This window comes from Streptomyces sp. NPDC003720 (genome assembly GCF_042875075.1).
Lineage (GTDB): Bacteria > Actinomycetota > Actinomycetes > Streptomycetales > Streptomycetaceae > Streptomyces.
Genome location: NZ_JBIANZ010000001.1, coordinates 325,826 through 351,955, shown reverse-complemented (window position 1 = coordinate 351,955; position 26,130 = coordinate 325,826). Strand labels below are relative to the sequence as shown.

Sequence of the window (26,130 nt, the reverse complement as noted above, 5' to 3'; positions counted from 1 at the left end):
CTCCGCCGGCAGCGGTCGGGACCCGGCGGTCAGTTCCGCGCGTGGACGCGTGATGTATGTCCGCTCCGGGACGTGTGTGGACACGCAGGACCCGCCGGCCCGCCACAGCGACCGAATCGCTGCCCCCGCCACCATGGCCGACGCGCGGCTCAGGCCGTTCCACCGGCCCCGGCGACCGAACCGCCCCCACCGCGGCCGAACCAGGGCTCAGACCTCGGTATCCGCGTAGCGACGAAGAACCGGCTCCAGGCAGTCGGCGCCCGGCCCCTCCAGGCCGTTCCACCGGCCCCGGCGACCGAACCACCCCCACCGCGGCCGACCCACGGCTCAGACCTCGGTATCCGCGTAGTGGCGGAGGACCGGTTCCAGGTAGTCCACGTGCGGCCCCTCCAGGGCGTCCAGGCCGGCCGGCGGCCGGATCAGTGCGATCCGGTCGAACTCGGGCTCGCGGCCCTCGCCCGTCTCGGTGCTCACCAGCCGCGCGTACCGCTCGCGCAGTTCCCGGTCGGGGCACGGCGGGGCGAGGAACATGACGCCGACGCCGCCGCCCGCACCCCGGGTGGTCAGCCACAGGGTCAGGGCCTCGGCGGGGGTGTCGGAGCCGGTCTCCTCGGACAGCTCGCGGGCCGCGTGCCGGCGCAGCCCGTCGACGTCCAGCTCTGCGCCCTCCTCCGGCGGCTCGACGGTCCCGCCGGGGAGCTGCCAGCGGCCCGGCGCCGCGGTCGAGGCGGCCATCCGCCCCACCATCAGGCGGCCGTCGCCGGACGGCTGCACCACGGAGACGAACAGGGAACAGCACACCGGCGCGTCCGGCACCCCGCGCAGCGCGCGGTACCGGTAGGTGGCCCGGGCCCACGACAGCACCAGTCCGTCCCGCCCGTCCCGCTGCAGGCCGGTCAGCGCGGCCACCGGACCGTCGAAGAGCGCCGGGTTGGCCCGTACCGCCTGCGCCCACCGGCGGTCCATGGCCGACCGGTGATCCGGGGACAGCTCGGGCGCGGCGGTCTCGACGAGCCGGATGCGCGGGGCGTCCAGCAGCTCCACGTGCCCGGCCCGCGTCACAGCACCGACAGCGGATCGTCCAGCACCGGCTGCCAGGCCAGTTCGGCCGCGCCGACCAGGCTGTTGTGGTCCAGGGTGCAGGCCAGGACGGGGACGCCGCCGCTCTGCCCCCACAGGCTGCGGTCGGCGACCACCGCGCGCAGGCGTCCGGGGTCGGCGTCGAGCAGGGTGCGGTGCAGGCCGCCGAGGATGATGCGGTCGGGATTGAGGATGTTGACCAGACCGGCCAGGCCGAGTCCGAGGCGGTCGATCAGGGCCTCGGCGGCGGTGCGCACGGCCGGGTCGCCGTACTGCTCGCGCAGCATGTCGTCGGCCTGCTGGAGCAGGGAGACCTCGGGACCCGGCTCGCGGCCCGCCTCGACGAGCAGGGCCAGCGGGTCCGTCTCCACGTCGAGGCAGCCGCGGCTGCCGCAGTGGCAGGGCCGGCCCTCCGGATTGACGGTGAGATGCCCGACCTCCAGGGCGAGGCCCGAACTCCCCATGTGCAGGCGGCCGTCGAGGACCAGTGCGCCGCCCACGCCCCGGTGCCCGGTGGCCACGCACAGCAGGTCCCGGGCGCCCCGGCCGGCGCCGTGCCGGTGCTCGGCGAGCGCGGCCAGGTTGACGTCGTTGGCCGCGAAGGCGGGGCCGGTGATGCCGGCGGCCCGCACGCACTCCGCGAAGATCCGGCGGACCGGCGCGCCCACCGGCCAGGCCAGGTGGAGCGGGTTGAGGGCCAGGCCGTCGGGTTCGGCGACGGCGGAGGGCACGGCGAGTCCGGCGCCCACGCAGCGGCGGCCGGTGGTGTGCAGGAGTTCGGCGCCCGCCTCGACGACCGAGCCGAGCACCTTCGCGGGGTCCGCGTCCACGGTCTCGCAGCCGGGCGCCGTCGCCACGATCCGCCCGCCGAGGCCCACCAGCGCGGCCCGGAAGCCGTCGGCGTGGACCTGCGCGGCGAGCACCACCGGGCCGTCCTCGGCGACCTCGAGACGGTGCGAGGGGCGCCCCTGGGACCCGGCCGCCGCGCCCGGCCGGGCGTTCACCCGGATCAGTCCGAGCGCCTCCAGCTCGGCCGCCACCGCTCCGGCGGTCGCCCGGGTCACTCCGAGTTCGGCGGTGAGCACGGCCCGGGTCGGCGCCCGCCCGGTGTGCACGAGCTCCAGCGCGGGTCCGAGCGCGCCGCGCCCCCGGTCCAGCCGCGCCCTCGAGGTGGTCCCTTCCCCCGCCCTACGGGGGTCCGCCTTGCCGCTCATGAGGGCGAGTCTCCCATGATCCGCAGCCGTCGTGGCCCGTGCCGGGTCTACAGTCCGCTGACCCGCAGGGTGATGTTCAGCCGCCCGGTCAGCCCGAGTTCCGGCGGCGCCGTGCCCGGACGCACCCGCGGCACCCCGTGGAAGGCCTGCCGGGACGGCCCGCCGAACACGAACAGGTCGCCGTCGCGCAGTTCGACGTCCGTGTACGGCCTGGTGCGGGTCTCGGTGTTGCCGAACCTGAAGACGCAGGTGTCGCCCAGGCTCAGCGACACGACCGGCGCGTCCGACCGCTCGTCGCTGTCGCGGTGCATGCCCATGCGGGCGTCGCCGTCGTAGAAGTTGATCAGTGCGATGTCGTACGGCTCGGCCGGGAGCGCGCGCCGGCCGAGCGCGTCGGTCACGGCGGTCCGGGCCAGCTCGTCCAGCCAGGCGGGGAACGGCTTCACGGGCGTGCCGTCGCCGTCGACGACGGTGGGGGCGTAGCCGTACGGGTACCAGTGCCGGCCCAGGCAGACCTGCCGTGCGCTCATCGTGCCGCCGCCGGGGGTGCGGACGGTGCGCAGTCCGGCCGGGGGGCGGGCCCACTCGCGGCAGGCGGCGAGCAGCGCGCGCCGGCGCTCGGGGGGCAGCCAGCCGGGGACGTGCACGGCGCCCGGCGCGATCCGCGCCGGCTCCCTGGCGAACAGTCCGGCGTCCATGCCTTCCATGCCCTCCATGCTGCCGCATCCGGGAGGAACGGTCGTGAGCTGCGGCTCGGCTAGCCTGGAGCGCGATGAACGACCGTATGACGACGCCATGGGGCGAGTTCGAGCTGTCCCGCTTCCCCGAGGATCCCCGCGACCCGCTGCGCGCCTGGGACGCCTCCGACACGTACCTGCTGCGGCACCTGGCCGAGGAGGAGGTGCCGCTGACGGGCACGGTCGTGGTGGTCGGGGACCGCTGGGGCGCGCTGGTCACGGCGCTCGCCCGGCACCGGCCGGCGCAGATCACCGACTCCTTCCTCGGGCAGGAGGCGACCCGGGCGAACCTGGCCCGGGCGGGCGTCGAACCCGGTGCCGTGCGGCTGCTGACCACCCAGGACCCGCCGCCGGAGCGGGTGGACGTGCTGCTCGTGCGAGTGCCGAAGAGCCTGGCGCTGCTGGAGGACCAGCTGCTGCGGCTCGCGCCCGCCGTGCACGCGGGCACGGTCGTGGTCGGCACCGGGATGGTGAAGGAGATCCACACCTCCACGCTGAACCTGTTCGAGCGGATTCTCGGGCCGACCCGGACCTCACTGGCCCGGCAGAAGGCCCGGCTGATCCACTGCTCCCCGGACCCCGCCCTGGAGCGGCCCGCGAACCCGTGGCCGTACGGCTACGACCTGCCAGGGGACCTCGGGGCGGTCTCCGGGCGCCCGGTGGTCAACCACGCGGGTGTCTTCTGCGCCGACCGGCTCGACATCGGCACCCGCTTCTTCCTGCGGCACCTGCCCACCGGGCCGGGCGTCGGGCGGGTGGCGGACCTCGGCTGCGGCAACGGCGTGGTCGGCACGGCGATGGCGCTGGCCGATCCGGAGGCCGAAGTGCTGTTCGTGGACGAGTCGTTCCAGGCCGTGGCCTCCGCCGAGGCGACGTACAAGGCCAACGGGGTGCCGGGGCACGCGGAGTTCCGGGTCGGGGACGGGCTGGCGGGGGTGGCGCCCGGCACCGTGGACCTCGTGCTGAACAACCCGCCGTTCCACTCCCACCAGGCGACCACCGACGCGACGGCCTGGCGGATGTTCACCGGGGCGAAGCGGGCGCTGCGCCCCGGTGGCGAGCTGTGGGTGATCGGCAACCGGCATCTGGGCTACCACGTCAAGCTGAAGCGGCTGTTCGGCAACAGCACGCTGGTGGCGAGCGATCCGAAGTTCGTGGTGCTGAAGGCGGTCAAGCGGGGCTGACCGCCTGGTCGGGGGACGCGGTCCGGCCGCTGGTCAGGACCCCGATGATCCGGGCCACTTCCCGGGCCATCGCCTCCCTCCCCACGTGCAGGTACGTGCGGGAGTCGACGGCCTCCGGGTGGGCGGCCAGGAAGTCCCTGACCGCACCGGTCATGGCGGCGTTGAGGGCGGTGCCGACGTTGACCTTGGTGATGCCGCCCGCGACGGCGGCCACCAGGCCGTGGTCCGGCACGCCGGAGGAGCCGTGCAGGACCAGGGGCACGGACAGTGCGGCGGACAGCCGCCCGAGCAGGGCGTGGTCCAGGGTCGCGGTGCGGGTGGTCATGGCGTGGACGCTGCCGATGGCGACGGCGAGCGCGTCGACCCCGGTGGCGGTGACGAAGTCGCCCGCCTGGGCCGGGTCGGTGCGCGCGCCGGGTGCGTGGGCGTCGAGCGGGGGCCGGCCGTCCTTGCCGCCGATCTGTCCCAGCTCCGCCTCGATCCACAGGCGCCGGGAGTGGGCCCAGTCGGCGGCGGCCCGGGTCGCGGCGAGGTTCTCGGCGTAGGGCAGGTGGGCGGCGTCGTACATCACCGAGCCGAACCCGGCGCCGGAGGCCTGGCGCAGCAGGTCGTCGCTCTTGACGTGGTCGAGGTGCAGCGCGACGGGGACGTCGGCGCGTTCGGCGGCGGCGACGGCGGCGCGGGCCAGCGGGAGCAGGCGGCCGTAGCGGAACTTCACCGCGTTCTCGCTGACTTGGAGGATCACGGGGGCGCCGGAGGACTCGGCGCCGGCGATGACGGCTTCGACGTGTTCCAGGGTGATGACGTTGAACGCGGCGACGGCGGAGCGGGTTTCGGCGGCGCGGGTGACCAGCTCGCCGGTGGTGGCCAGGGGCACGGCATGTCTCCCTTCCGGAAGGGCGGTCAGGAGGCGAGGATCACCGAGCGGGTGAGGTGGCGCGGGCGGTCGGGGTCGAGGCCCCGGCGGGCGGCGACGGCGACCGCGAGGCGCTGGACGCGGACGAGTTCGGCGAGCGGGTCGAGCGTGCCGGCGATCCACGATCCGCCGGTGCCGCGCACCTGTTCGGCGAGGCCGGCGGGCGCCTCGCCGAGCATCCAGGTGGCGGTGCCCTCGGTGGTGACGCTGATCGGCCCGTGCCGGTACTCCATCGCCGGGTAGGCCTCGGTCCAGGACAGCGAGGCCTCGCGCATCTTCAGGCCGGCCTCGTTCGCGAGCCCCACGGTCCAGCCGCGTCCGAGGAACGTGAACTGCGTGCTGTCGACCAGGCCTTCGGGCAGCGGGGCGGTGAGAGCCGTGCGGGCGTCGGCGACGACGGCCGCGGTGTGCAGGCCCAGGTGGGCGCGCAGCAGGGTGAGCGCGGTGGTGGCGAACCGGGTCTGGACGACGGAGCGTTCGTCGGCGAAGTCCAGCACGACGAGGTCGTCGGCGGCCGACATCACCGGGGTGGCGGGATCGGCGGTGATCGCGGTCGTCCGGGCGCCGCCCCGCGACCGCGCGAGCAGTTCCAGCACTTCGGTGGTGGTGCCGGAGCGGGTGAGGGCGACGACCCGGTCGTAGGACCGTCCCGGCGGGAACTCGGAGGCGGCGAAGGCGTCCGTCTCCCCCTGCCCGGCGGCCTCGCGCAGGGCGGCGGCCGCCTGCGCCATGAAGTACGAGGTCCCGCATCCGACGATCGCGACCCGCTCGCCCTGCGCCGGCAGCGCCCCGCGGTGCCGCTCCGCCTCCTCGGCCGCGCGTATCCAGCACTCGGGCTGACTGTTCAGCTCGTCCTCGACATGGCTCATGCCACACCCTCCCCTTGCTGATTTTTCTTGCAAGATATAGCGGTGTTTCGAGCACAATCAAGCATTCGGGCGAAGGGGGAGGTGCGCTAGGGTCGCCGGGGGTACGGAGAACGGAGGCCGCGGATGTCCCGGGACGCCCGCTGGAAGGCGCTGCTGGAACTGCTCGTGGAGCGCGGCCGGCTGGAGGTCGAGGAGGCGGCGGCCGAGCTGGAGGTGTCGGCGGCCACGATCCGCCGGGACCTCGACCAGCTCGCCGAGCAGCAGATGCTGGTGCGCACGCGGGGCGGGGCGGTGGTGCACGGGGTGTCGTACGAGCTGCCGTTGCGCTACAAGACGGCCCGCCGCGCCTCGGAGAAGCAGCGGATCGCCAAGGCGGTGGCCGATCTCGTCGCACCCGGCGAGGCGGTGGGACTGACCGGCGGCACCACCACCACCGAGGTGGCCCGCGCACTCGCCGTGCGCGGCGACCTGGGCACCGGCTCACCCGCCCTGACCGTCGTGACCAACGCGCTGAACATCGCCAACGAGCTGGCGGTGCGGCCCCAGTTCAAGATCGTGGTGACCGGCGGGGTCGCGCGTCCGCAGTCGTACGAGCTCATCGGTCCGCTCGCGGACGGGGTGCTGGGGCAGATCACGCTGGACGTGGCGGTGCTCGGCGTGGTCGCGTTCGACGTCACGCACGGCGCGGCGGCGCACGACGAGGCGGAGGCCGCGATCAACCGGCTGCTGTGCGAACGCGCCGAGCGGGTCGTGGTGGCCGCCGACTCCAGCAAGCTGGGGCGGCGGGCCTTCGCCCGGATCTGCGCGGCGGAGCAGGTGGACACGCTCGTCACGGACACGGCGGTGCCCGAGGACACCGTGCACCGCTTCGAGGAGGCGGGAGTACGGGTCCTGGCGGTGTGAGGCCGCGGTGCGAGGCGCGCGGGGGCACGCGCCGCCGGCCGGGTCGGGCCCGCGGCTCAGTAGCCGCTGCGGTCGGCGCTCACGAATCCGGCGCCGCGCTGGTCGTTGCAGCCGGACACCGCCCGCCCCTCCGGGTCCGGCCAGGACTGCCGGGCCTGCAGCGCCACGCTCACCAGGGTCAGCAGCAGATCGACGTCGCTGGCCGCGTCGAGCCGGAGGGTGACCCACGGGGAGCCCGGCACGATGCGGACCGCGCCCGAGGCCTTCAGATCCTTGGCGAAGCGCTGGACGGCCCGGCCGGTCAGCAGCAGATCGACGTCCCGGTCGGAGTGGAAGTGAACGATCTCACCCTCGGCCGAGTCGACCGCCTCTCCCGTGCCGCAGCTCGGGACGGCGCGTCTCAGGTCCGGCCAGGTCGCCAATTGCGCGAGCGCGCGCGAGGCCAACGTCATGAGGCCATCATGACTTGCTCACCGCCCGGCAACCAGCCGGTGCGCAAGCATTAACCGACCTGTATCCGCTTCGGCTTCCGGGACCCGGACGGCCGTCGGAGCCTCGGAGTGCTCCTCAAGTCGACGTGCTGCGCGCGTCCGTGGCGCACCGTCGGGACAAGCCACGCCTGCTCAGCGGCACTTGGCCTGAGTTCGGCACCTCGTCGCACCGTGCGGCCGACGGCCGGCCCGGGGCCGGACGGCCCAGTGGGCGGCGAGAGGTGCGCACCGCCGCCACCGGTGCCCTCCGCCGGCGCCGTCACCGGTCCCGCCGGACACATGCCCGAGGCAACCGTCGACTCTTGCGTCAGCTCGACGGACGCCCTTAGCCTGCGTTTGTGCCGCAAATAAACAAAACCCGAACGCACAGCGTCGTGCCGGGTCACGGGCTCACGCGCCTCCGCGCCGCGATCGCGGCCTTCTTCGCCCTGGACGGCTTCGTCTTCGCCGGCTGGGTCGTCCGCATCCCGGATATCAAGGAACAGACGCACGCCTCCGCCAGCACCCTCGGGCTCGCCCTGCTCGGGGTCTCCGCCGGAGCCGTCCTGACCATGACCATGACCGGCCGGTTCTGCCGGCGCTACGGCAGCCACCCGGTGACGGTGGTGTGCATGACCGTCCTCGCGCTGAGCGTCGCGCTGCCGCCCCTCACCCACTCCGCGCCCGCACTGGGCGCCGTCCTGCTGCTCTTCGGAGCGGCCTACGGCGGGGTCAACGTGGCGTTCAACAGCGCCGCCGTCGACCTGGTTGCCGCCCTGCGCAGACCGATCATGCCCAGCTTCCACGCGGCCTTCAGCCTCGGCGGGATGATCGGCGCGGGCCTCGGCGGGCTGGTGGCCGGCGCCCTCTCCCCCACCCGGCACCTGCTCGGCATCACCGTACTCGGACTGCTGGTCACCGCCGTCGCCGGGCGCACTCTGCTGCGGCACGAGGCGCCGGTCCCGCCGGAGCGCGGGAACCCGGAGCCCGGCAGCGGTGCGCGGCGGCCGGACGGCAGGACACGCCTCGTGGTCGTCGTCTTCGGACTGATCGCGCTGTGCACCGCCTACGGCGAGGGCGCCATGGCCGACTGGGGCGCCCTGCACCTCCAGCAGGACCTCACGGCGTCCGCGGGGACGGCGGCCGCGGGCTACTCGCTCTTCGCGCTCGCCATGACCGTCGGACGCCTGACCGGGACGGCCCTGCTGGAACGCCTCGGCCGTGGCCGCACGGTGGTCGCGGGCGGCGCCACCGCGGCCGCCGGCATGCTGCTGGGCTCGCTGGCGCCCTCCGTGTGGGCGGCGCTGCTCGGCTTCGCCGTCACCGGGCTCGGTCTCGCCAACCTCTTCCCGGTCGCGGTGGAACGGGCGGGTGCGCTGGCCGGGCCGTCCGGTGTGGCCGTCGCCTCCACCCTGGGCTACGGCGGCATGCTCCTCGGGCCGCCCGCGATCGGCTTCATGACCGACTGGTTCTCCCTGCCCACCGCGCTCACCAGCGTGGCCGCCCTGGCCGCCGTCGCCGCGGCCATCGGGGCGGCGACCCGGCGGAAGCTGAGCGGCTGAGCGCGGCGCCGGGCGCGCGGACGTGGGCCCGGCGCGCCCCGCCCCGCGCCCGCCCGGGCCGGGAAAACCCGTCCCATCGAGGGCACTCCATCGGGCAGAGTGGCCGCCATGGAGACTGCCGAGTTCCTTCACGCGCTGGACCGGGAAGGCCGGCTGCTGGCCGCGGCCGCCGAGCTGGCGGGCACCGACGCCAAGGTGCCGACGTGCCCGGGGTGGCAGGTGCGGGACCTGCTGCGGCACACCGGCGCCGTGCACCGGTGGGCCGCCGGGATCGTCGCCGACGGGCACACCGCGCCGCGCCCCCTCCCCGAAGGCCCCGACCTGGACGGCGCCGAGCTGGTGACGTGGTACCGGGACAGCCATCGCCGGCTGGTCGAGACACTGGCCGGCGCCCCGGCCGACCTGGACTGCTGGACCTTCCACCCCGCGCCCTGCCCGTCGCCGCTGGCCTTCTGGACCCGTCGGCAGGCCCACGAGACGACCGTCCACCGCCACGACGCGGAGGCGGCGCGGGGCGGCCCGGCTACCTCGGTGGCCACCGGATTCGCCGCGGACGGTGTCGACGAGCTGCTGCGCGGCTTCCACGCCCGGGCGAGGAGCCGGGTCCGCACCGACCGGCCGCGGGTGCTGCGGATACGCGCGCTGGACGCGGGCGCGGACGCCGTGTGGACCGTACGGCTGTCCGAGCAGCCGCCGGCGACCTCGCGGGACGCGGACGCGGAGGCGGACGCCGAACTGGCCGGAACGGCCGAGCGGTTGTACCTGGCGCTGTGGAACCGGGCGCCGCTCTCCGACATGACGGGCGACCGCGCGCTCGCTGCGCTGTGGCGGGAGAACTCCGGGATCTGACGCCCGGTCAGCCGGACTCGGCCAGCATGCGGCCGAGCACCGCGCGCTGCACCGGCAGCACCTCACCGTGCAGTGCGCGCCCCTTCGCCGTGAGGGCCACACGGACCCCGCGCCGGTCCTCCTCGCACATGGCCCGGCACACCAGGCCGTCCTTCTCCAGACGGCCTATCAGACGCGACAGCGCGCTCTGGCTGAGATGGACCCGCTCGGAGATCTCCTGCACGCGGTAGGCGCAGCCGCCGTCCGCCGCCGCGCCCTCGGCGAGCACGTCGAGCACCTCGAAGTCACTGGCGCACAGGCCGTGTCCGTGCAGGGCGCGGTCCAGCTCGCACTGGGTGCGGGCGTGCAGCGACAAGATGTCCCGCCACTGCTCCACGAGCGTGTTCTCGGCGTTGTTCCCCGTCATGGGCGCACCGTAGCAGAGGAATCGAATTGTTGCACCGTAATTAAATGCGTTTGCATTCGATGCGCGTGCATGTAGTCTCCTCGCATGACCTCTCCGCTCACCACCCCCGCCGCCGAGGGACGCTGGACTCCCCGGCTGTGGGGCACCCTGCTGGTGCTGTGCGCCGCGATGTTCCTGGACGCGCTGGACGTGTCCATGGTCGGCGTCGCGCTGCCGTCCATCGGCGCCGACCTCCATCTGTCCACGTCGACGCTGCAATGGATCGTCAGCGGCTACATCCTCGGGTACGGCGGGCTGCTCCTGCTCGGCGGCCGCACCGCCGACCTGCTGGGCCGGCGCCGGGTGTTCCTGGTGGCTCTCGGCGTCTTCGCGCTGGCCTCACTGCTCGGCGGACTCGTGGACTCCGGTCCGCTGCTGATCGCCAGCCGCTTCATCAAGGGGCTGAGCGCGGCCTTCACGGCACCGGCGGGCCTGTCGATCATCACCACGACGTTCCCCGAGGGGCCGCTGCGCAACCGCGCGCTCTCCATCTACACCACCTGCGCCGCCACCGGGTTCTCCATGGGCCTGGTCCTCTCCGGCCTGCTCACCGAGGCCAGTTGGCGCCTGACCATGCTGCTGCCCGCGCCGGTCGCGGTGATCGCCCTCCTCGCCGGCCTCCGGCTGCTGCCCCGCAGCGCCCGCGAGGAGAACCACGGCGGCTACGACATCCCGGGCGCCGTCCTCGGCACCGCGTCGATGCTGCTGCTGGTCTTCACCGTGGTCCAGGCGCCGGAGGCCGGCTGGGCCTCGGCCCGCACGCTGCTGTCCTTCCTGGCCGTCGTCGTCCTGCTGACCGCTTTCGTCCTCGTCGAGCGGCGCTCGCCGAGCCCGCTGATCCGGCTCGGCGTGCTGCGCTCGGGCAGCCAGGTCCGGGCCCAGCTCGGCGCGGTGGCCTTCTTCGGCTCCTACGTCGGCTTCCAGTTCCTGACCACCCTCTACATGCAGTCGCTGCTCGGCTGGTCGGCGCTGCACACTGCGCTCGCCTTCCTGCCGGCGGGCGCTCTGGTGGCCGTCTCGTCGACGAAGGTCGGCGCGATCGTCGACCGGTTCGGCACCCCGCGGCTGATCGCGACCGGCTTCGCCCTGATGGTCGCCGGGTACGCGCTGTTCCTGCGCGTCGACCTGAACCCGGTGTACGCGGCCGTGATCCTGCCGTCGATGCTGCTGATCGGCGCGGCCTGCGCGCTGGTGTTCCCCTCGCTCAACATCCAGGCCACCAATGGGGTCGAGGACCACGAGCAGGGCATGGTCTCCGGGCTGCTGAACACCTCGGTGCAGGTGGGCGGCGCGATCTTCCTGGCGGTCGTGACGGCCGTGGTGACCGCGGCCGCGCCCGTCGCCCCCACCCCGCAGGGCGTCCTGGACAGCTACCGGCCGGGATTCATGGTGGTCACGGGCATCGCCGTGGCCGGACTGCTGATGACGCTCACCGGGATGCGCCGCCACCGCAGCCTGCCGTCGCTCGTCGTCGCCCGGTCCGCGGTCGAGGAACCGCGAGCGGAACGCGTACCGGTCCGCGACTGACGACTGGCGCCGGCGGGAACGGCGCGAGGTGTGCGTCCGGCGGGAGTTGTGGCCCGCCGGACGCACACCGGCGCGTACCGGAGACCGGGTGCCGGCCCGACCGGCCCCGGGACGAGCGGAGTTGGGCGCGCCTCACCCTCGCCGGTCGGCCCGGTGACAAGCGGAACCGGGCGCGCCTCACTCTCGCCGGCCGCCCGTGAGCGCCGCCGCGGCCGGATCCCGGCCCCATGCGGCCGCGGTGAGGCCGGCGCCTGCCCTCGCCGCGGCCACGGCCGGCTGCTGCCCTCCGTCCGGCTGCGCGAGAGGCCGGCGCGTGCCTGGGCGCTGACGGCGAAGGTGCCGCGCACGAGCACGCAGTGCCCGCTTCGGGGGCGATCCGCGACCGCTCGGCGTCCACGCGCCGCCGGCGACCTAGGCGCGGCCCGCGCGCGTACCCCACCGCCCGCGTCGCAGACCGGGCACGCCCCGGGCGGCAGACGCCAACCAGCCGGAAGCACTCGGCCGCTTCCGCCACCGCGCGCCAACAGCCGGGGGGGGCGGGCCGAACTCCCGCTCGGCGAGCCCCTGGCGTCAGGACCGGAGCGTCAGGCCGCAGCTTTCGGCGAGCCGCGTCACCGCGTGGCGGAAGAAGGCTTCGCGGTCCTCGACCACCCGGTTGAACTGTCCGAACACCTCGAATCCGACCAGCCCGAAGAGTTCGGCCCAGGCCGCCACCAGGGCCGCCGCCGCCTCAGCGGGGAGGCCGGGCGCGAGGTCGGCCGCCAGCCGCTCGGCCTCGGGGCGCAGCTCGGCGGTGAGGGGCAGCTGGGCGAGGCCGCCGGCGCCGTGCACGTCGCGGACGATGCCGATGAGGAGCAGTCCGACGCGTGCGGCGGCCGGGACGGTGGTCTGCGGTGCGGAGTACCCCGGCACCGGGGAGCCGTAGATCAGCGCGTACTCGTGCGGATGGGCGAGGGCCCAGACGCGTACCGCCTCGCACACCGCCGTCCAGCGCCGCACGGGGTCGCCGCCGGGCGCCGCCGCGTGGGCGGCCTCGGCCGCCTCGCCGAGGGAGTCGTAGGCGTCGATGATCAGTGCGGTCAGCAGGTCGTCCCGACTGGGGAAGTACCGGTACAGCGCGGAGGAGACCATCCCCAGTTCGCGGGCGACGGCCCGCAGCGAGAGCTTGGCCGCGCCCTCCTGCGCGAGCTGTCTGCGCGCCGCGTCCTTGATGGCCGCGGTCACTTCGGTCCTGGCCCGCGCGCGGGCGCCCTGTGCGGTGCTCATGGCGCCAGTGTCCCACGACGGCGGATCAGTGCACACAATCAAGAGCAGTGAACAAAAAAGAGAGCACTGCTCTTGCTTCGGAGCGCCCGTCTGCTCCACACTGGAGTCAGCCGAGAGCACTGCTCTCCCGAATCGTGGGGGTCGTCATGTCGTCGTCTTCTTCTTCGCCGTACTACCTCAAGGGCAGTCCGCTGAACGTCCGGCTCAACGGGGTCATCGGCTGGCTCGCCCGGCACGGCTTCAGCCTCGCCGGAAGCGCCGAGATGTCCGTGCGGGGCCGCAAGAGCGGGCAGATGCAGCGCATCCCGGTCAACCCGCACAGCCACGAGGGCGCGCGCTATCTCGTCTCGGCGCGCGGCCACTCCCAGTGGGTGCGCAACATGCGGGTCGCCGGCGGCGGCGAGCTGCGGGTGGGCCGCAAGGTGCGCGCGTTCACCGCGGTGGAGCTCCCCGACGCCGAGAAGCTCCCGATCCTGCGGACCTACCTGGAGAAGTGGGGCTGGGAGGTCAACCAGTACTTCCAGGGCGTGACGGCCAAGTCCTCCGACGAGGAGATCCTGGCGGCGGCCGGCGACCACCCCGTCTTCCGGATCACGGTCACGGAGTGACGGTGTCCTCCGCGACGGCCGGCGCGTCCGGGCCCCGGCTCCGGTCGAACGCGGTCAGGGCGCGCTGGGCGAGCGGATGCGAACGGACCAGCTCGCCTAGGGACGTCGACCCCTGCGTGATCTCCTTGAACGCCTTCCACGCGGGACGGAAGCCGGTGAGGACCGCGTGGAAGACCCCGGGACGGCGCTCGAACGCGGCCAGCATCCGCTTGCCGACGCTCATCTCGACGCCGAGCCCCGCCTTGATCGCGAACGCGTAGTTCAGGGCCTGGCGACGGGTGTCCACCGCGTCGTGCGCCTCGGCGATGCGGACCGCCCACTCGCCGGCCAGCCGGCCCGAGCGCAGCGCGAAGGAGATGCCCTCCCGGGTCCACGGCTCCAGCAGCCCCGCCGCGTCGCCGCAGACCAGCACCCGGCCGCGGGAGAGCGGCGAGTCGTCGGCGCGGCAGCGCGTCAGGTGCCCCGAGGAGATGCTCGGCTCGAAGCCGGCGAGACCGAGCCGGGCGATGAAGTCCTCCAGGTACCGCTTGGTGGCCGCGCCCTCGCCGCGCGCCGAGATCACACCGACCGTGAGCGTGTCGCCCTTCGGGAAGACCCAGCCGTAGCTGCCCGGCATGGGGCCCCAGTCGATGAGCACCCGCCCCTTCCAGTCCTCGGCGACGGTCTCCGGCACCGGGATCTCCGCCTCCAGGCCGAGGTCGACCTGGTCCAGCTTCACGCCGACGTGCGCCCCTATGCGGCTGGCGCTGCCGTCGGCGCCGACGACCGCACGGGCCAGCACGGTCTCCCCGCCCTGCAGCACCACCGCGACGGTGCGCCGGTCGGGCACCGTCGAGCCGTGCTGCTCGACCCGCTGGACGGCGACGCCGGTGCGCAGCTCGGCGCCCGCCTTCTGCGCGTGCTCGACCAGTTGAGCGTCGAACTCGGGCCGGTTGATCAGCCCGAACAGCATCTGCCGGGACCGGCGGGTGCGGGCGAAGCGGCCGTTGTGGGAGAAGGTCACCGCGTGCACGCGGTCCCGGAAGGGAAGCTCGAAGCCCGGTGGCAGCGAGTCACGGGACGGGCCGATGATGCCGCCGCCGCACGTCTTGTAGCGCGGCAGCTCGGCTTTCTCCAGCAACAGCACGCGCCGCCCCGCGACCGCCGCCGCGTAGGCCGCCGAGGCGCCCGCGGGTCCCGCGCCCACCACGACGACGTCCCATACCCGCTGCACGTCGTCCGCCGAAGAGTTCTCGCCGCTCACGATGGTCTACTGCTCCGATCAAGCCGCTGCCGCACTGTCCCCCGCATCCTACGGCGACGATCACGACGGACCGCTGTGGGAGGATCGGTGTACTCACCCGGTACAACGTCGCACCCACGAGGAGCGTGCCCATGTCGTCGAATCCGGTCGCCGAGACCGTCGCCTCGCTGCTGCCCGGGGCCAGGGCGGAGCTGGCCGAACTGGTCGCCTTCAAGTCGGTGGCCGACTTCGCGCAGTTCCCGAGGAGCGAGAGCGAGGGCGCCGCGAACTGGATCGCGGACGCGCTGCGCGCCGAGGGTTTCGTGGACGTGGCCCTGCTGGACACCCCGGACGGCACCCAGTCGGTGTACGGCTTCCTGCCGGGCCCGGAGGGTGCAAAAACGGTTCTTCTGTACGCGCACTACGACGTCCAGCCGCCGCTCGACGAGGCCGGCTGGACCACTCCGCCGTTCGAGCTGACCGAGCGGGACGGCCGCTGGTACGGCCGCGGCAGCGCCGACTGCAAGGGCGGCGTGATCATGCACCTGCTCGCGCTGCGCGCGCTCAAGGCCAACGGCGGCGTCCCGGTGAACGTCAAGGTGATCGTCGAGGGCTCCGAGGAGCAGGGCACCGGCGGCCTGGAGCGCTACGCCGAGCAGCACCCCGAGCTGCTGCGCGCGGACACGATCGTCATCGGCGACGCCGGCAACTTCCGGGTCGGCCTGCCCACGGTCACCACCACCCTGCGCGGCATGACCATGATCCGGGTCCAGGTCGACACCCTCGCCGGCAATCTGCACTCGGGCCAGTTCGGCGGCGCCGCCCCGGACGCGCTCGGCGCGCTGATCCGGATCCTGGACTCGCTGCGCGCCGAGGACGGCTCGACCACGGTCGACGGGCTCGACGCCACCGCGCGCTGGGACGGTCTCGAGTACACCGAGGAGCAGTTCCGCAAGGACGCCAGGGTGCTGGACGGCGTGGACCTGATCGGCGGCGGCTCGGTCGCGGACCGCATCTGGGCCCGCCCCGCGGTCACCGTGCTCGGCATCGACTGCCCGCCGGTCGTGGGCGCCACCCCGTCGGTGCAGGCCGGCGCGCGGGCGCTGATCAGCCTGCGGGTGCCGCCGGGCGTGGACGCGGCGGAGGCCACCAAGCTGCTGCAGGCGCACATCGAGGCGCGCACCCCGTGGGGCGCCCGGGTCACCACCGAGCAGATCGGCCAGGGCCAGCCCTTCCGCGCCGACACCTCCAGCCCGGCCTACCAGGCGATGGCCGACGCGATGGCGGTCGCCTACCCGGGTGAGGCGATGAGCTACGCAGGCCAGGGCGGCTCGATCCCGCTGTGCAACACCCTCGCCGGCCTCTACCCGCAGGCGGAGATCCTGCTGATCGGCCTGAGCGAGCCCGAGGCGCAGATCCACGCGGTCAACGAGAGCGTGTCCCCGCAGGAGCTGGAGCGGCTGTCGGTCGCCGAGGCGCTGTTCCTGACCAACTACGCGGCGGGCTGAACCCTTCTGCCCGCGGCAGAGCGCCCTCGCCACCCGGCGGGGGCGCCGCCTACCTTCGGCGCATGGACGTCGTAGAGCTGCTCCCCCGCCTGCACCTGCTGCGCTTCCCGGTCGGCCAGGCCTATCTCTGGCGCGACGGCGACGAGCTGTCGCTGATCGACGCCGGGGTGCTGGGCTCCGGCCGCGCGATCGCCGGGGCGGTCACGGCGCTGGGCCGCGCCCCCGGGGACGTACGGCGGATCGTGCTGACCCATTTCCACGAGGACCACGCCGGCGGCGCGGCCGAGTTCGCCGCGCTGAGCGGCGCCGAGGTGTTCGCGCACGAGCTGGACGCGCCGTTCGTGCTCGGTGAACGCCCGGGCCCGGCGCCGCGGTTCGAGGACTGGGAGGTGCCGATCCACGCGGAGGCGTCACGGCACCTTCCGAGGGGCGAGCCGGAGCGTCCCCGGCAGGTCACTCCGCTGTCCGACGGCGCGGTGCTCGGCTTCGGCGGCGGCGCGCGGGTGCTGCACGTCCCCGGGCACACGGACGGCAGCATCGCGCTGTTCGTGCCCGACGAGGGCGTGCTGTTCACCGGCGACACGGTGGCCGCCTCGCCGGTCGACGGGTCGGTCATGCCGGGCGTGTTCAACCTCGACCGCCCGCGACTGATGCGGTCCCTGGACCGACTGGCCGCGCTCGATGCCCAACTGGCCTGCTTCGGGCACGGCGAACCGGTGCTGGGCGGTGCGTCGGCCGCCCTGAGGAGAGCGGCCGACGGCGGTCCGGGCGCCGACTGACGGCGAGAGCGGTCAGCGGCGGCGAGGGCGGCGACGGACGGAAGTGCGTCAGGCCGCCCGGCCCACGACCGGCACGCCGGCCTCCAGATACACGGCGGATCCCCGCTCCCGGGCGCGGAGCGCCCAGCGCAGCCGCTCGTAGCGCACCGGCGGCAGCATGCCGGCGGCCTCCTGCTCGGTCGCGAACCGCCAGCCGCGCAGCTCCGGCCCCGGCAGCAGCACCCGGGCCGCCTCGGCGGAGTCCAGCCTGCCGCCGTCGAAGAGCAGGCGCAGTCCGCCGTAGCCGGGCGGGGCGGGCCGCTCCCAGTCCACGACCAGCAGCCGGGGCACCTCGCGCAGCCGTATGCCGGTCTCCTCGGCCACCTCCCGCATCCCGGCCCGGGCGGGCGCCTCACCGCGCTCGACGACACCGCCGGGGAACTCCCAGCCGGGCTTGTAGGTGGGGTCCACGAGCAGCACCCGGTCCTGCTCGTCGAAGAGCAGCACCCCGGCGGCGAGGGTCTCCGCGGTCGGCTCGGGGGTCTGCACTATGTCGACGTGGGGCACGGCGCCGCTGCCCACGGCGTCGGCGATGCGGACGGCGGTCTGGTACGGGGTGAGGTGGCTGGTGTCCACGAGGTGGGCGTCGGCGGTGAGCCAGGAGGCGAGGGCGGCCCGGTAGGGCTCCAGGTGGTCGTAGGCCCACTGCCGTTGCCGTGGGGCGCCGGCGGGAACGTCCGGCGGGAACTCGCGAGCGGCCGAGCGCTTCCGCAGGATCGTTTCCGCCGGGGCGAGCAGCAGATGCCGCACGGGGATCCGGCGGGCGGCGAGGCCGCCGAAGATCTCGTCGCGGTACTCCTGGCGCAGCAGGGTCATGGGAACGACGAGCGTGCCGCCCAGCTCAGCCAGCATCGCGGCCGCCGTGTCGATCACGAGCCGGCGCCAGATGGGCAGGTCCTGGAAGTCGCCGACCTCGGCGAGGCGTTTGGGCGGCAGCAGGTGCGGAAGCGCCGCGCTGATGACCTCGGGGTCGAAGAGCGTGCTGTTCGGGATCAGTTCGATCAGTTCCCGTGCGGTCGTGGTCTTTCCCGCACCGAACGCGCCGTTGATCCAGACGACGGTCACGGACTCCCCCTCTTCTGTTGGCCCCCTGTGGCTTGCCCGCTCCACCCTGCCACGGAAACCACGCCCAGTTGAGGGCGCGCTCACGCCAGTGCCGGTGCCTCCCGCGAGGGTGACACCGGCACTTTCGCCCGGGGTGCGGGGACTACTTCCGGCCCCGCGCGTCCTCCGCCACGGCCAGGGTGGCCTGGTTGACGAGGTGGTCCACGTCGCCGAGGGTGTTGGTCAGCTTGAGCCCACGGACGGGCTGCTGGTCCGCGGCGTGGGACGGGGTGACGGCGGCCACCACGAATCCGGTGGCGAGGGAGGCGATGGCGAGCATGCTGCGCTTCTTCATGCCCTGATCAACTGCCGAACCCTGCGCGGGGTCACGCGGATGACGCGGATTCGCCCCCGCCCGGGCTACGGCGGCTCGGTCCCGAGGCCGTGACCGACGGCTGCCGGGCTCAGACCCCCGCCGCCGTCGCGTCCGGACGGCGGGACAGCGCGGCCGCCGCGGCGCCGACCAGGCCCGCGTCCGTGCCCATCTGCGCCGGGGTGACCGTCAGGCGCCGCACGAAGGAGAGGGTCGCGTAGTCGGTGAGCGCCTTGCGCAGAGGCGTGAAAAGGATGTCGCCGGCCTTGCCGACGCCCCCGCCGATCACGGCGATGTCGATCTCCACCAGCGTCGCGGTGGCCGCGATCCCGGCGGCCAGGGCCTGCGCGGCCCGTTCGAAGGACGCCACGGCCACCGGGTCGCCGGCCCGCGCGGCGGCGGCGACGGCAACGGCGGAGGCGTCCCCGTCGGGACCGGGCCGCCAGCCCCGCTCCAGGGCCCGCCGGGCGATGTTGGGGCCGCTGGCGATGCGCTCGACGCAGCCGCGGGCGCCGCACGGGCACGGGTCGCCGTCGAGGTCGACGCTGATGTGCCCGATGTGCCCGGCGTTGCCGGTCGGACCGGGATGCAGCCGGCCGCCCAGCACCAGACCGCCGCCGACGCCCGTGGAGACCACCATGCACAGCGCGTTGTCGTGGCCGCGGGCGGCCCCCTGCCAGTGCTCCGCCGCGGTGATGGCCACCCCGTCGCCGATCAGCTCCACCGGCAGGCCGCCGGTGGCCTCACGCACCCGCTCGACCAGCGGGAAATCACGCCAGCCCGGCACGTTCACCGGGCTCACGGTGCCCGCCGAGGCGTCCACCGGGCCCGCGCTGCCGATGCCGACGGAGCCGGCCCGTTCCCACAGCGGGGAGCCGGCGAGATCGCCGAGCACTCCCCCGACGGCCCGCATGACCGTTTCTCCGTCCTGCTGGGCCGGTGTCGCGCGCTGGGCACGGGCCAGGATCCGTCCGTGCCCGTCCACCAGCGCGCCGGCGATCTTGGTGCCGCCGATGTCGAGGGCCGCCACCAGGTCGGTGTACATCACAGTCAGATCTCCCCGTTGATGCTCGAAAACCAAACAGACGCGGCCGGTCAGACGGTGGGGGCGCAGGCCGGAGACAGCGGTGAACAGTCTGTCCGCATCTGACAACGTTGTCCAGGCTCTATGCTCGACGCCACATCCTCATACAAACCATCGAACGCAGCAGCCGCCCCACCGGAATCCACGGACACAGGACAGGACACCGCATCGTGCCCGAGACCACCCGCCGCGCAGACCGCCTCCCCGGGAACCGTTACGGCAACCGCCCGACGATGAAGGACGTGGCGGCCCGGGCCGGGGTGGGCCTGAAGACGGTGTCCCGGGTGGTCAACGGCGAGCCCGGCGTCACACCGGACACCGAGCGCCGGGTGCAGGAGGCGATCGAGGCGCTAGGCTTCCGCCGCAACGACAGCGCGCGGGTGCTGCGCAAGGGCCGGACCGCCAGCATCGGCCTGATCCTGGAGGATCTCGCGGACCCCTTCTACGGCCCGCTCAGCCGCGCGGTGGAGGAGGTGGCCCGCGCCCACGGCGCCCTGCTGATCAACGGTTCCAGCGCGGAGGACCCGGACCGCGAGCAGGAGCTGGCGCTGGCGCTGTGCGCGCGACGGGTGGACGGACTGGTGATCATCCCGGCCGGCGACGACCACCGCTATCTGGAGCCGGAGCTGCGGGCGGGCGTGGCCACGGTGTTCGTGGACCGGCCCGCCGGGAAGATCGACGCCGACGTCGTCCTCTCCGACAACCACGGGGGCGCCCGGGACGGCGTGGCCCACCTGATCGCGCACGGCCACCGCCGGATCGGCTTCATCGGCGACATGCCCCGCATCCACACCGCGGCGGAGCGGCTGCGCGGCTACCGGGCCGCCATGGAGGACGCCGGGATACCCGTCGAGGACGCCTGGATGTCCCTCGGCGCGACGAACCCCGAGCGGGTGCGCCGGGCGGCCGAGGAGATGCTGTCCGGCCCCTCCCCCGTCACCGCGATCTTCACCGGCAACAACCGGGTGACGGTCACCGTCATCCGGGTCCTCGCCGAGCGGCCCCGTCCAGCCGCGCTCGTCGGCTTCGACGACATCGAGCTGGCGGACCTGCTCCAGCCGGGCGTCACCGTCGTCGCCCAGGACGCGGCCGCGCTCGGCCGGACCGCCGCCGAGCGCCTCTTCCGCCAGCTGGACGGCAGCCTCGTCGCGCCGGAGCGCATCGAACTGCCGACCCGGCTGATCACCCGCGGCTCGGGCGAGCTGCCGCCCGCCGGCTGAGCCGCTCTCCCGCGGCCCGGCCGGCCGGACGTTCCGGCTACGCGGATACCGTCAGGTCGCCGCGGCGGGGCGCCGCGAAACCCTCCAGGTCGGCCCGGGTCAGTCCGCTCAGCCGGGCCACCTCGGCGATGTCGAGGGCCCCGCAGTCCAGGCCGCGCAGCAGGTAGCCGCTGAGGGCCTTGGCGGTGGCGGGCTCGTCCATGACGTCGCCGCCGGCCCGGCTGGCGTAGCGGGCGAGGCGGCCCGCGGCCTGCTCGAAGCCCTCGCGGTAGAAGGCGAAGACGGCGGCGTAGCGGGTCGGGATGTGCCCGGGGTGCATGTCCCAGCCCTGGTAGTAGGCGCGGGCCAGGGCGCGGCGGGTGAGGCCGTAGTGCAGGCGCCAGGCGTTGTGGACCTGCTCGGCCGGGCCGACCGGGAGGACGTTGGTGGAGCCGTCCGAGACGCGTACGCCGGTGCCCGCGGCCGCGACCTGCATGACCGCCTTGGCGTGGTCGGCGGCGGGGTGGTCGCTCGCCTGGTGGGCGGCGGAGACGCCGAGGCAGGCGCTGTAGTCGAAGGTGCCGTAGTGCAGTCCGGTGGCCCGGCCGCCGGCGGCCTGGATCATCCGGGCGACGGTGGCGGTGCCGTCGGCGGCGAGGATGGACTGGCTGGTCTCGATCTGGATCTCGAAGCCGAGCCGCCCGGCCGCCAGTCCGTGTGCCTTCTCGAAGGCCTCCAGCAGCCGCGCGAACGCCGCGACCTGTTCGGCGTACGTCACCTTCGGCAGGGTCAGCACGAGTCTGGAGGGGAGTCCGCCGGCCTCCATCAGTCCGGTGAGGAAGACGTCGAGGGTGCGGATGCCCCGGTCGCGCACCGCGGCCTCCATGCACTTCATGCGGATCCCCATGTACGGGGCCGCGGTGCCGTCGCGGTACGCCTCGGCGATCAGCCGGGCGGCGCGCGCGGCGGTCTCGTCCTCCTCGGCGTCCGGACGGGGGCCGTAGCCGTCCTCGAAGTCGACGCGCAGGTCCTCCACCGGCTCGCGCTCCAGCTTGGCGCGGACGCGGGAGTACACCGGCTCGGCGAGTTCGTCGGACAGGCCGAGCACCGCGGCGAAGGAGGCGGCGTCGGGGGCGTGTTCGTCGAGCGCCGCGAGGGCCCGGTCGCCCCACGAGCGGATGGTGCCGGCGTCGAAGGCGTCACCGGGGACGTACACCGTGTGGACGGGCTGCCGGGTGCCGGGGTCGCCCGGGTAGCGGCGCGCCAGCTCCGCGTCGACCGGCGCGAGGGAGGCGCTGATCTCCTCGCTGACGACGCCCGCGAGGCTCGTGGCCACCTTCTCCTGCTGACCCATCCCACACCCTCCAATTTTCCGCTCTACGGAATCAACAATCCGTTGAACGAAGTTATCCGGGGTGCTTCCGCGCGGTCAACACCCCGGCGGCACCGGCGGCACCGGTGCGGTTGTGTCCAGGATGCGCCGAGGCCCCCGTGACCGCGCCGGTCACAGGGGCCTCGTGGAGCGAGGGGGAACTCAGCCCTTGCGGGCCTTGACCTCGTCGGTGAGCTGCGGGACGACGTCGAAGAGGTCGCCGACCACGCCGTAGTCGACCAGGTCGAAGATCGGGGCCTCGGCGTCCTTGTTGACGGCCACGATCGTCTTCGAGGTCTGCATGCCCGCGCGGTGCTGGATCGCGCCGGAGATGCCGTTGGCGATGTAGAGCTGCGGCGAGACCGACTTGCCGGTCTGGCCGACCTGGTTGGTGTGCGGGTACCAGCCCGCGTCCACCGCGGCGCGCGAGGCGCCGACGGCCGCGCCGAGGGAGTCGGCGAGCGCCTCGATGATCGAGAAGTTCTCGGCGCCGTTGACGCCGCGGCCGCCGGAGACCACGATCGCGGCCTCGGTCAGCTCCGGGCGGCCCGTCGACTCACGCGGCGTACGGCCGGTGACCTTGGTGCCGGTGGCCTTCTCGGAGAAGGACACGTTCAGGGCCTCGACCGCACCGGCGGCCGGGGCGGCCTCCACGGCGGCCGAGTTCGGCTTGACCGTGATGACCGGGGTCCCCTTGCTGACGCGGGACTTGGTGGTGAAGGACGCGGCGAACACCGACTGGGTGGCCACCGGGCCCTCGTCGCCGGCCTCGAGGTCGACGGCGTCGGTGATGATGCCGGAGCCGATGCGCAGCGCCAGACGGGCGGCGATCTCCTTGCCCTCGGCGGAGGACGGGACCAGCACGGCGGCCGGGGAGACGGCCTCGACGGCGGCCTGCAGGGCGTCCACCTTCGGGACGACCAGGTAGTCGGCGTACTCGGACGCCTCGTGGGTGAGGACCTTCACCGCACCGTGCTCGGCGAGCGCGGCGGCGGTGTCGGCGGCGCCGTTGCCCAGCGCGACGGCGACCGGCTCGCCGATGCGGCGGGCCAGGGTCAGCAGCTCGAGGGTCGGCTTGCGGACGGCACCGTCCACGTGGTCGACGTAGACGAGGACTTCAGCCATGGGATTGCTCTCCTGCGTAACGAAGTTGAGGGGCGGTCAGCGGGGGCGAGCCCTTAGATGAACTTCTGGCTCGCGAGGTACTCGGCGAGCTGCTTGCCGCCCTCGCCCTCGTCCTTGACGATGGTGCCGGCCGTGCGGGCCGGACGCTCGTTCGCGGCGTCGACCTTGGTCCAGGCGCCCTCCAGGCCGACTTCCTCGGCCTCGATGTCCAGGTCGGACAGGTCCCAGGACTCCACCGGCTTCTTCTTGGCCGCCATGATGCCCTTGAAGGAGGGGTAGCGCGCCTCGCCCGACTGGTCGGTGACGGACACGACGGCCGGCAGGGAGGCCTCGAGCTGCTCGCTGGCGGCGTCGCCGTCGCGGCGGCCCTTGACCGTGCCGTCCTCGACCGAGACCTCGGAGAGCAGCGTGACCTGCGGGACGCCGAGACGCTCGGCGACCAGCGCCGGGACGACGCCCATGGTGCCGTCGGTGGAGGCCATGCCGGAGATCACCAGGTCGTAGCCGGCCTTCTCGATGGCCTTGGCCAGCACCAGGGAGGTGCCGATGGCGTCGGTGCCGTGCAGGTCGTCGTCCTCGACGTGGATCGCCTTGTCGGCGCCCATCGACAGGGCCTTGCGGAGCGCGTCCTTGGCGTCCTCGGGACCGATGGTCAGCACGGTGACCTCGGCGTCGTCGGCGTCCTCCGCGATCTGCAGCGCCTGCTCGACCGCGTACTCGTCCAGTTCGGAGAGCAGACCGTCCACGTCGTCGCGGTCGACGGTCAGGTCATCGGCGAAGTGCCGGTCGCCAGTGGCGTCGGGCACGTACTTCACAGTGACAACGATCCTCAAGCTCACGCCGGCTCTCCTACTGCATCGTCTATTTCCGGGCTGCCTCTTGGAGGCAGCATAGGCGCCTCAAGCGGCCGATCCCGGTCGGGGCGTCCGCGCGCTCCGACCGAAATATTACTCGTCAGTACACCCAGTTCATGCCCGCTAAGCAAGCGCTTTGAACTGTGACCTTCGCAACGCAGCGTAACCGGGATCGGACGTCGGCGCAGGGTGGCGGCGGCGTGATCAGTCCCGCAGTCCGCTGAAGCGGCCCTGGTGGTAGAGGAGGGGGCGGCCGGCGCCCGCCGAGTCGCCGAGGACCACCTCGGCGAGCACGATGCGGTGATCGCCGGCCGGGACGCGGCCGACCACGCGGCAGACCAGCCAGGCGAGCACGTCGTCGAGCACGGGCACGCCTTCCGGACCCTCGCGCCAGACCGTGGGCGCCCCGAACCGGTCGGCCCCGCTGCGGGCGAAGGTGGCCGCCAGGTCGCTCTGGTGCTCACCGAGTATGTGGACGCCCACGTACTCGGACGTCGCCACGGCGGGCCAGCTCGAGCCGCCGGTGCCGATGCCGAAGGAGACGAGCGGCGGCTCGGCCGAGACGGAGGTGAGGGAGGTGGCGGTGAAGCCGACCGGTCCCGCGGCGCCACGCGCGGTGATCACCGCCACGCCCGCGGCGTGCCGGCGGAAGGTGGAGCGCAGCAGATCGGGAGAGGCGAGCTGGTAGGCGCCGAGTTCGTCAGTGGCCGTCACGTGGTTGTCCTTCTGCGAGGGGGGTCGAGCGGGGCCGGGGGCGGTCAACGGCCCGGACAGCGCGCGCTCGCGGTGCGGGCCAGGTCGACGTGGACCCGCGCGAAGAGAAGGAGTTCTGTCGGCACACGGTCAGGCTGACGACAGATGGCACGCACAGTCAAGTTCGGACCGGATCCGGGAGCGGGCTCACCCGGCGCCCGCGGGCCTCACACCGCCTCCCCGAGCGCCGCGATCACGTCGGCCCTGCGGGGCTGTCCGGCGGCGCGCCGCACCACCCGCCCCTCGGCGTCGAGGACCAGGACGGTGGGCGTCTTGAGGATGTCCAGCGCGCGTACCAGGTCCAGCCGGGCCTCGGCGTCGATCTCGATGTGGGTGACGCCCGGCACCATCTCCGCGACCTCGCCGAGGACGCGCCGGGTGGCCCGGCAGGGGGCGCAGAAGGCGCTGGAGAACTGCACCAGCGTGGCGCGCGCGCCCAGTTCGCCGCCCAGCTCCTCGGCACCGAGCCGTCTGCCCTCGTCCCGCCCGCGCACCCGTACCCTCCCGCTCCGCCGCCCGTGCAGCACTCCGTACGCGCTCGCCACGGCGAGCACCGCCACGCACACCATCAGTCCGGTCATCATCGGCACAAGCGTTCACGAGACCGCAAAGATTCCCGCGGCCCTCAAGAGCCGTCGTTGCGGAATGCTTTGTTCATGGGCATCGACGCGAGAGGTCCGCGCTTCGGTGCGGCCGTCACGACCGTGGTGCTGGCCGCGGCGCTGATCACACGGAATCCCTGGGTACTGGCCTGGCAGACCGCGGTGTTCGCGCTCGGCGCGGCCGGCGGGGTCGGGCGGTCGCCGTACGGCGTGCTGTTCCGGAGGCTGGTGCGGCCGCGGCTCGGGCCGCCGACGGAGTTCGAGGCGCCCGAACCGCCGCGCTTCGCACAGGCCGTGGGTCTGCTCTTCGCCGGCCTCGGGCTGGTGGGTCTCACGGTGGGGCCGGCCTGGCTGGGGCTCGGGGCGACCGGAGCGGCGCTCGCGGCCGCCTTCCTCAACGCCGCGTTCGGCCACTGCCTGGGGTGCGAGATGTACCTGCTCCTGAAGAGGGTGACGGTACGGCCGGAGTGACGAGGATCTCGCCGTGTCCGGGCACCAGGACTGGCTACCCGTCCGTTCTTCGGGCACGATCTGCGAGACGCCGTA

At 73.8% G+C, this 26,130-nt stretch carries 27 protein-coding genes; 10 read left to right on the top strand and 17 right to left on the bottom strand.

Annotated features, from left to right (window positions below):
* Positions 1 to 327: 327 nt before the first annotated feature.
* Genes ACFYU0_RS01900 through ACFYU0_RS01890 form a run of 3 tightly spaced genes read right to left on the bottom strand, consistent with a single transcriptional unit; the run spans position 328 to position 2,992 of the window.
* A complete protein-coding gene (locus ACFYU0_RS01900) occupies positions 328 to 1,062 on the bottom strand; it encodes an NUDIX domain-containing protein (RefSeq protein ID WP_389297110.1) in 735 nt (244 codons plus the stop codon).
* Positions 1,059 to 2,294: an ROK family protein gene (locus ACFYU0_RS01895; RefSeq protein ID WP_389297108.1), complete on the bottom strand. Its 1,236-nt coding sequence runs from the start codon at positions 2,292 to 2,294 to the stop codon at positions 1,059 to 1,061. Before ACFYU0_RS01895 ends, ACFYU0_RS01900 begins: the two co-directional genes overlap by 4 nt.
* Before the next feature lie 47 nt (positions 2,295 to 2,341).
* The gene (locus ACFYU0_RS01890; protein ID WP_351661235.1) at positions 2,342 to 2,992 is read right to left on the bottom strand and encodes an alpha-ketoglutarate-dependent dioxygenase AlkB; all 651 of its coding nucleotides are present in this window, start codon (positions 2,990 to 2,992) and stop codon (positions 2,342 to 2,344) included.
* A gap of 86 nt (positions 2,993 to 3,078) precedes the next feature.
* Here ACFYU0_RS01890 and ACFYU0_RS01885 point away from each other — a divergent pair, with 86 nt between their 5' ends.
* Positions 3,079 to 4,215, top strand: a complete 1,137-nt coding sequence (locus ACFYU0_RS01885; protein ID WP_389297948.1) for a methyltransferase — start codon at positions 3,079 to 3,081, stop codon at positions 4,213 to 4,215.
* Here the strand turns inward: ACFYU0_RS01885 and ACFYU0_RS01880 are convergent.
* Together ACFYU0_RS01880 and ACFYU0_RS01875 are read right to left on the bottom strand one after the other, a co-directional pair.
* On the bottom strand, positions 4,202 to 5,092 hold the full coding sequence (locus ACFYU0_RS01880; protein WP_389297106.1) for a ketose-bisphosphate aldolase: 891 nt from the start codon (positions 5,090 to 5,092) through the stop codon (positions 4,202 to 4,204). The two genes, ACFYU0_RS01885 and ACFYU0_RS01880, sit on opposite strands and share 14 nt — an antisense overlap.
* Positions 5,093 to 5,118: 26 nt before the next feature.
* Positions 5,119 to 6,000 carry an SIS domain-containing protein gene (locus ACFYU0_RS01875; protein ID WP_389297104.1) on the bottom strand — a complete coding sequence of 294 codons (882 nt, stop codon included), beginning with the start codon at positions 5,998 to 6,000 and terminating at the stop codon, positions 5,119 to 5,121.
* A gap of 123 nt (positions 6,001 to 6,123) precedes the next feature.
* Here ACFYU0_RS01875 and ACFYU0_RS01870 point away from each other — a divergent pair, with 123 nt between their 5' ends.
* Positions 6,124 to 6,903 carry a DeoR/GlpR family DNA-binding transcription regulator gene (locus ACFYU0_RS01870; protein ID WP_351660519.1) on the top strand — a complete coding sequence of 260 codons (780 nt, stop codon included), beginning with the start codon at positions 6,124 to 6,126 and terminating at the stop codon, positions 6,901 to 6,903.
* A gap of 56 nt (positions 6,904 to 6,959) precedes the next feature.
* On the opposite strand, the gene ACFYU0_RS01865 is transcribed toward ACFYU0_RS01870, so the two are convergent.
* Complete coding sequence (locus ACFYU0_RS01865) at positions 6,960 to 7,355, bottom strand: luciferase family protein (RefSeq protein ID WP_351660516.1); 396 nt, start codon at positions 7,353 to 7,355, stop codon at positions 6,960 to 6,962.
* Between the two features lie 413 nt (positions 7,356 to 7,768).
* Here ACFYU0_RS01865 and ACFYU0_RS01860 point away from each other — a divergent pair, with 413 nt between their 5' ends.
* Positions 7,769 to 8,935 carry an MFS transporter gene (locus ACFYU0_RS01860; RefSeq protein WP_389297102.1) on the top strand — a complete coding sequence of 389 codons (1,167 nt, stop codon included), beginning with the start codon at positions 7,769 to 7,771 and terminating at the stop codon, positions 8,933 to 8,935.
* 108 nt (positions 8,936 to 9,043) lie between these two features.
* On the top strand, positions 9,044 to 9,784 hold the full coding sequence (locus ACFYU0_RS01855) for a maleylpyruvate isomerase family mycothiol-dependent enzyme (RefSeq protein ID WP_389297100.1): 741 nt from the start codon (positions 9,044 to 9,046) through the stop codon (positions 9,782 to 9,784).
* Positions 9,785 to 9,791: 7 nt separating this feature from the next.
* Here the strand turns inward: ACFYU0_RS01855 and ACFYU0_RS01850 are convergent, their stop codons facing one another.
* A complete protein-coding gene (locus ACFYU0_RS01850; RefSeq protein ID WP_351660508.1) occupies positions 9,792 to 10,190 on the bottom strand; it encodes a MarR family transcriptional regulator in 399 nt (132 codons plus the stop codon).
* 84 nt (positions 10,191 to 10,274) lie between these two features.
* Between ACFYU0_RS01850 and ACFYU0_RS01845 the strand changes: the two genes are divergently transcribed.
* Entirely contained in the window at positions 10,275 to 11,756 is a 1,482-nt protein-coding gene (locus ACFYU0_RS01845; RefSeq protein WP_389297097.1) for an MFS transporter, read from the top strand.
* Positions 11,757 to 12,326: 570 nt separating this feature from the next.
* Here ACFYU0_RS01845 and ACFYU0_RS01840 read toward each other — a convergent pair.
* Positions 12,327 to 13,022: a TetR/AcrR family transcriptional regulator gene (locus tag ACFYU0_RS01840; protein ID WP_389297095.1), complete on the bottom strand. Its 696-nt coding sequence runs from the start codon at positions 13,020 to 13,022 to the stop codon at positions 12,327 to 12,329.
* Positions 13,023 to 13,168: 146 nt separating this feature from the next.
* Between ACFYU0_RS01840 and ACFYU0_RS01835 the strand changes: the two genes are divergently transcribed.
* Complete coding sequence (locus tag ACFYU0_RS01835) at positions 13,169 to 13,630, top strand: nitroreductase family deazaflavin-dependent oxidoreductase (RefSeq protein ID WP_389297093.1); 462 nt, start codon at positions 13,169 to 13,171, stop codon at positions 13,628 to 13,630.
* Here ACFYU0_RS01835 and ACFYU0_RS01830 read toward each other — a convergent pair.
* Positions 13,620 to 14,873, bottom strand: a complete 1,254-nt coding sequence (locus ACFYU0_RS01830) for a geranylgeranyl reductase family protein (protein ID WP_389297091.1) — start codon at positions 14,871 to 14,873, stop codon at positions 13,620 to 13,622. The genes ACFYU0_RS01835 and ACFYU0_RS01830 overlap by 11 nt on opposite strands.
* 131 nt (positions 14,874 to 15,004) lie before the next feature.
* Between ACFYU0_RS01830 and ACFYU0_RS01825 the strand changes: the two genes are divergently transcribed.
* Complete coding sequence (locus tag ACFYU0_RS01825; protein WP_351660493.1) at positions 15,005 to 16,360, top strand: dipeptidase; 1,356 nt, start codon at positions 15,005 to 15,007, stop codon at positions 16,358 to 16,360.
* A gap of 62 nt (positions 16,361 to 16,422) precedes the next feature.
* Positions 16,423 to 17,139 (top strand): MBL fold metallo-hydrolase, encoded by a 717-nt coding sequence (locus tag ACFYU0_RS01820; RefSeq protein ID WP_389297088.1) that lies wholly within the window; start codon positions 16,423 to 16,425, stop codon positions 17,137 to 17,139.
* 48 nt (positions 17,140 to 17,187) lie between these two features.
* On the opposite strand, the gene ACFYU0_RS01815 is transcribed toward ACFYU0_RS01820, so the two are convergent.
* From ACFYU0_RS01815 to ACFYU0_RS01805, 3 genes are all read right to left on the bottom strand, one after another.
* On the bottom strand, positions 17,188 to 18,243 hold the full coding sequence (locus ACFYU0_RS01815) for an NUDIX domain-containing protein (protein WP_389297087.1): 1,056 nt from the start codon (positions 18,241 to 18,243) through the stop codon (positions 17,188 to 17,190).
* Between the two features lie 142 nt (positions 18,244 to 18,385).
* Positions 18,386 to 18,577 carry a hypothetical protein gene (locus ACFYU0_RS01810; protein WP_351660485.1) on the bottom strand — a complete coding sequence of 64 codons (192 nt, stop codon included), beginning with the start codon at positions 18,575 to 18,577 and terminating at the stop codon, positions 18,386 to 18,388.
* A gap of 109 nt (positions 18,578 to 18,686) precedes the next feature.
* Complete coding sequence (locus ACFYU0_RS01805) at positions 18,687 to 19,640, bottom strand: ROK family protein (RefSeq protein ID WP_389297946.1); 954 nt, start codon at positions 19,638 to 19,640, stop codon at positions 18,687 to 18,689.
* A gap of 209 nt (positions 19,641 to 19,849) precedes the next feature.
* Here ACFYU0_RS01805 and ACFYU0_RS01800 point away from each other — a divergent pair, with 209 nt between their 5' ends.
* Positions 19,850 to 20,899: a LacI family DNA-binding transcriptional regulator gene (locus ACFYU0_RS01800; RefSeq protein ID WP_351660482.1), complete on the top strand. Its 1,050-nt coding sequence runs from the start codon at positions 19,850 to 19,852 to the stop codon at positions 20,897 to 20,899.
* Between the two features lie 37 nt (positions 20,900 to 20,936).
* On the opposite strand, the gene ACFYU0_RS01795 is transcribed toward ACFYU0_RS01800, so the two are convergent.
* The 5 genes from ACFYU0_RS01795 to ACFYU0_RS01775 form a co-directional block, all read right to left on the bottom strand.
* On the bottom strand, positions 20,937 to 22,232 hold the full coding sequence (locus ACFYU0_RS01795) for a DUF6986 family protein (RefSeq protein WP_389297086.1): 1,296 nt from the start codon (positions 22,230 to 22,232) through the stop codon (positions 20,937 to 20,939).
* Positions 22,233 to 22,412: 180 nt separating this feature from the next.
* Positions 22,413 to 23,375, bottom strand: a complete 963-nt coding sequence (locus ACFYU0_RS01790) for an electron transfer flavoprotein subunit alpha/FixB family protein (protein WP_389297084.1) — start codon at positions 23,373 to 23,375, stop codon at positions 22,413 to 22,415.
* Positions 23,376 to 23,428: 53 nt separating this feature from the next.
* Positions 23,429 to 24,214 carry an electron transfer flavoprotein subunit beta/FixA family protein gene (locus ACFYU0_RS01785; RefSeq protein WP_351660474.1) on the bottom strand — a complete coding sequence of 262 codons (786 nt, stop codon included), beginning with the start codon at positions 24,212 to 24,214 and terminating at the stop codon, positions 23,429 to 23,431.
* 219 nt (positions 24,215 to 24,433) lie between these two features.
* Positions 24,434 to 24,943: a flavin reductase family protein gene (locus ACFYU0_RS01780; protein WP_389297083.1), complete on the bottom strand. Its 510-nt coding sequence runs from the start codon at positions 24,941 to 24,943 to the stop codon at positions 24,434 to 24,436.
* A 206-nt stretch (positions 24,944 to 25,149) separates the two neighbouring features.
* Positions 25,150 to 25,563, bottom strand: a complete 414-nt coding sequence (locus ACFYU0_RS01775) for a thioredoxin family protein (protein WP_351661227.1) — start codon at positions 25,561 to 25,563, stop codon at positions 25,150 to 25,152.
* A gap of 75 nt (positions 25,564 to 25,638) precedes the next feature.
* Between ACFYU0_RS01775 and ACFYU0_RS01770 the strand changes: the two genes are divergently transcribed.
* Positions 25,639 to 26,055 (top strand): DUF4395 domain-containing protein, encoded by a 417-nt coding sequence (locus tag ACFYU0_RS01770; RefSeq protein WP_389297082.1) that lies wholly within the window; start codon positions 25,639 to 25,641, stop codon positions 26,053 to 26,055.
* Positions 26,056 to 26,130: the final 75 nt, after the last annotated feature.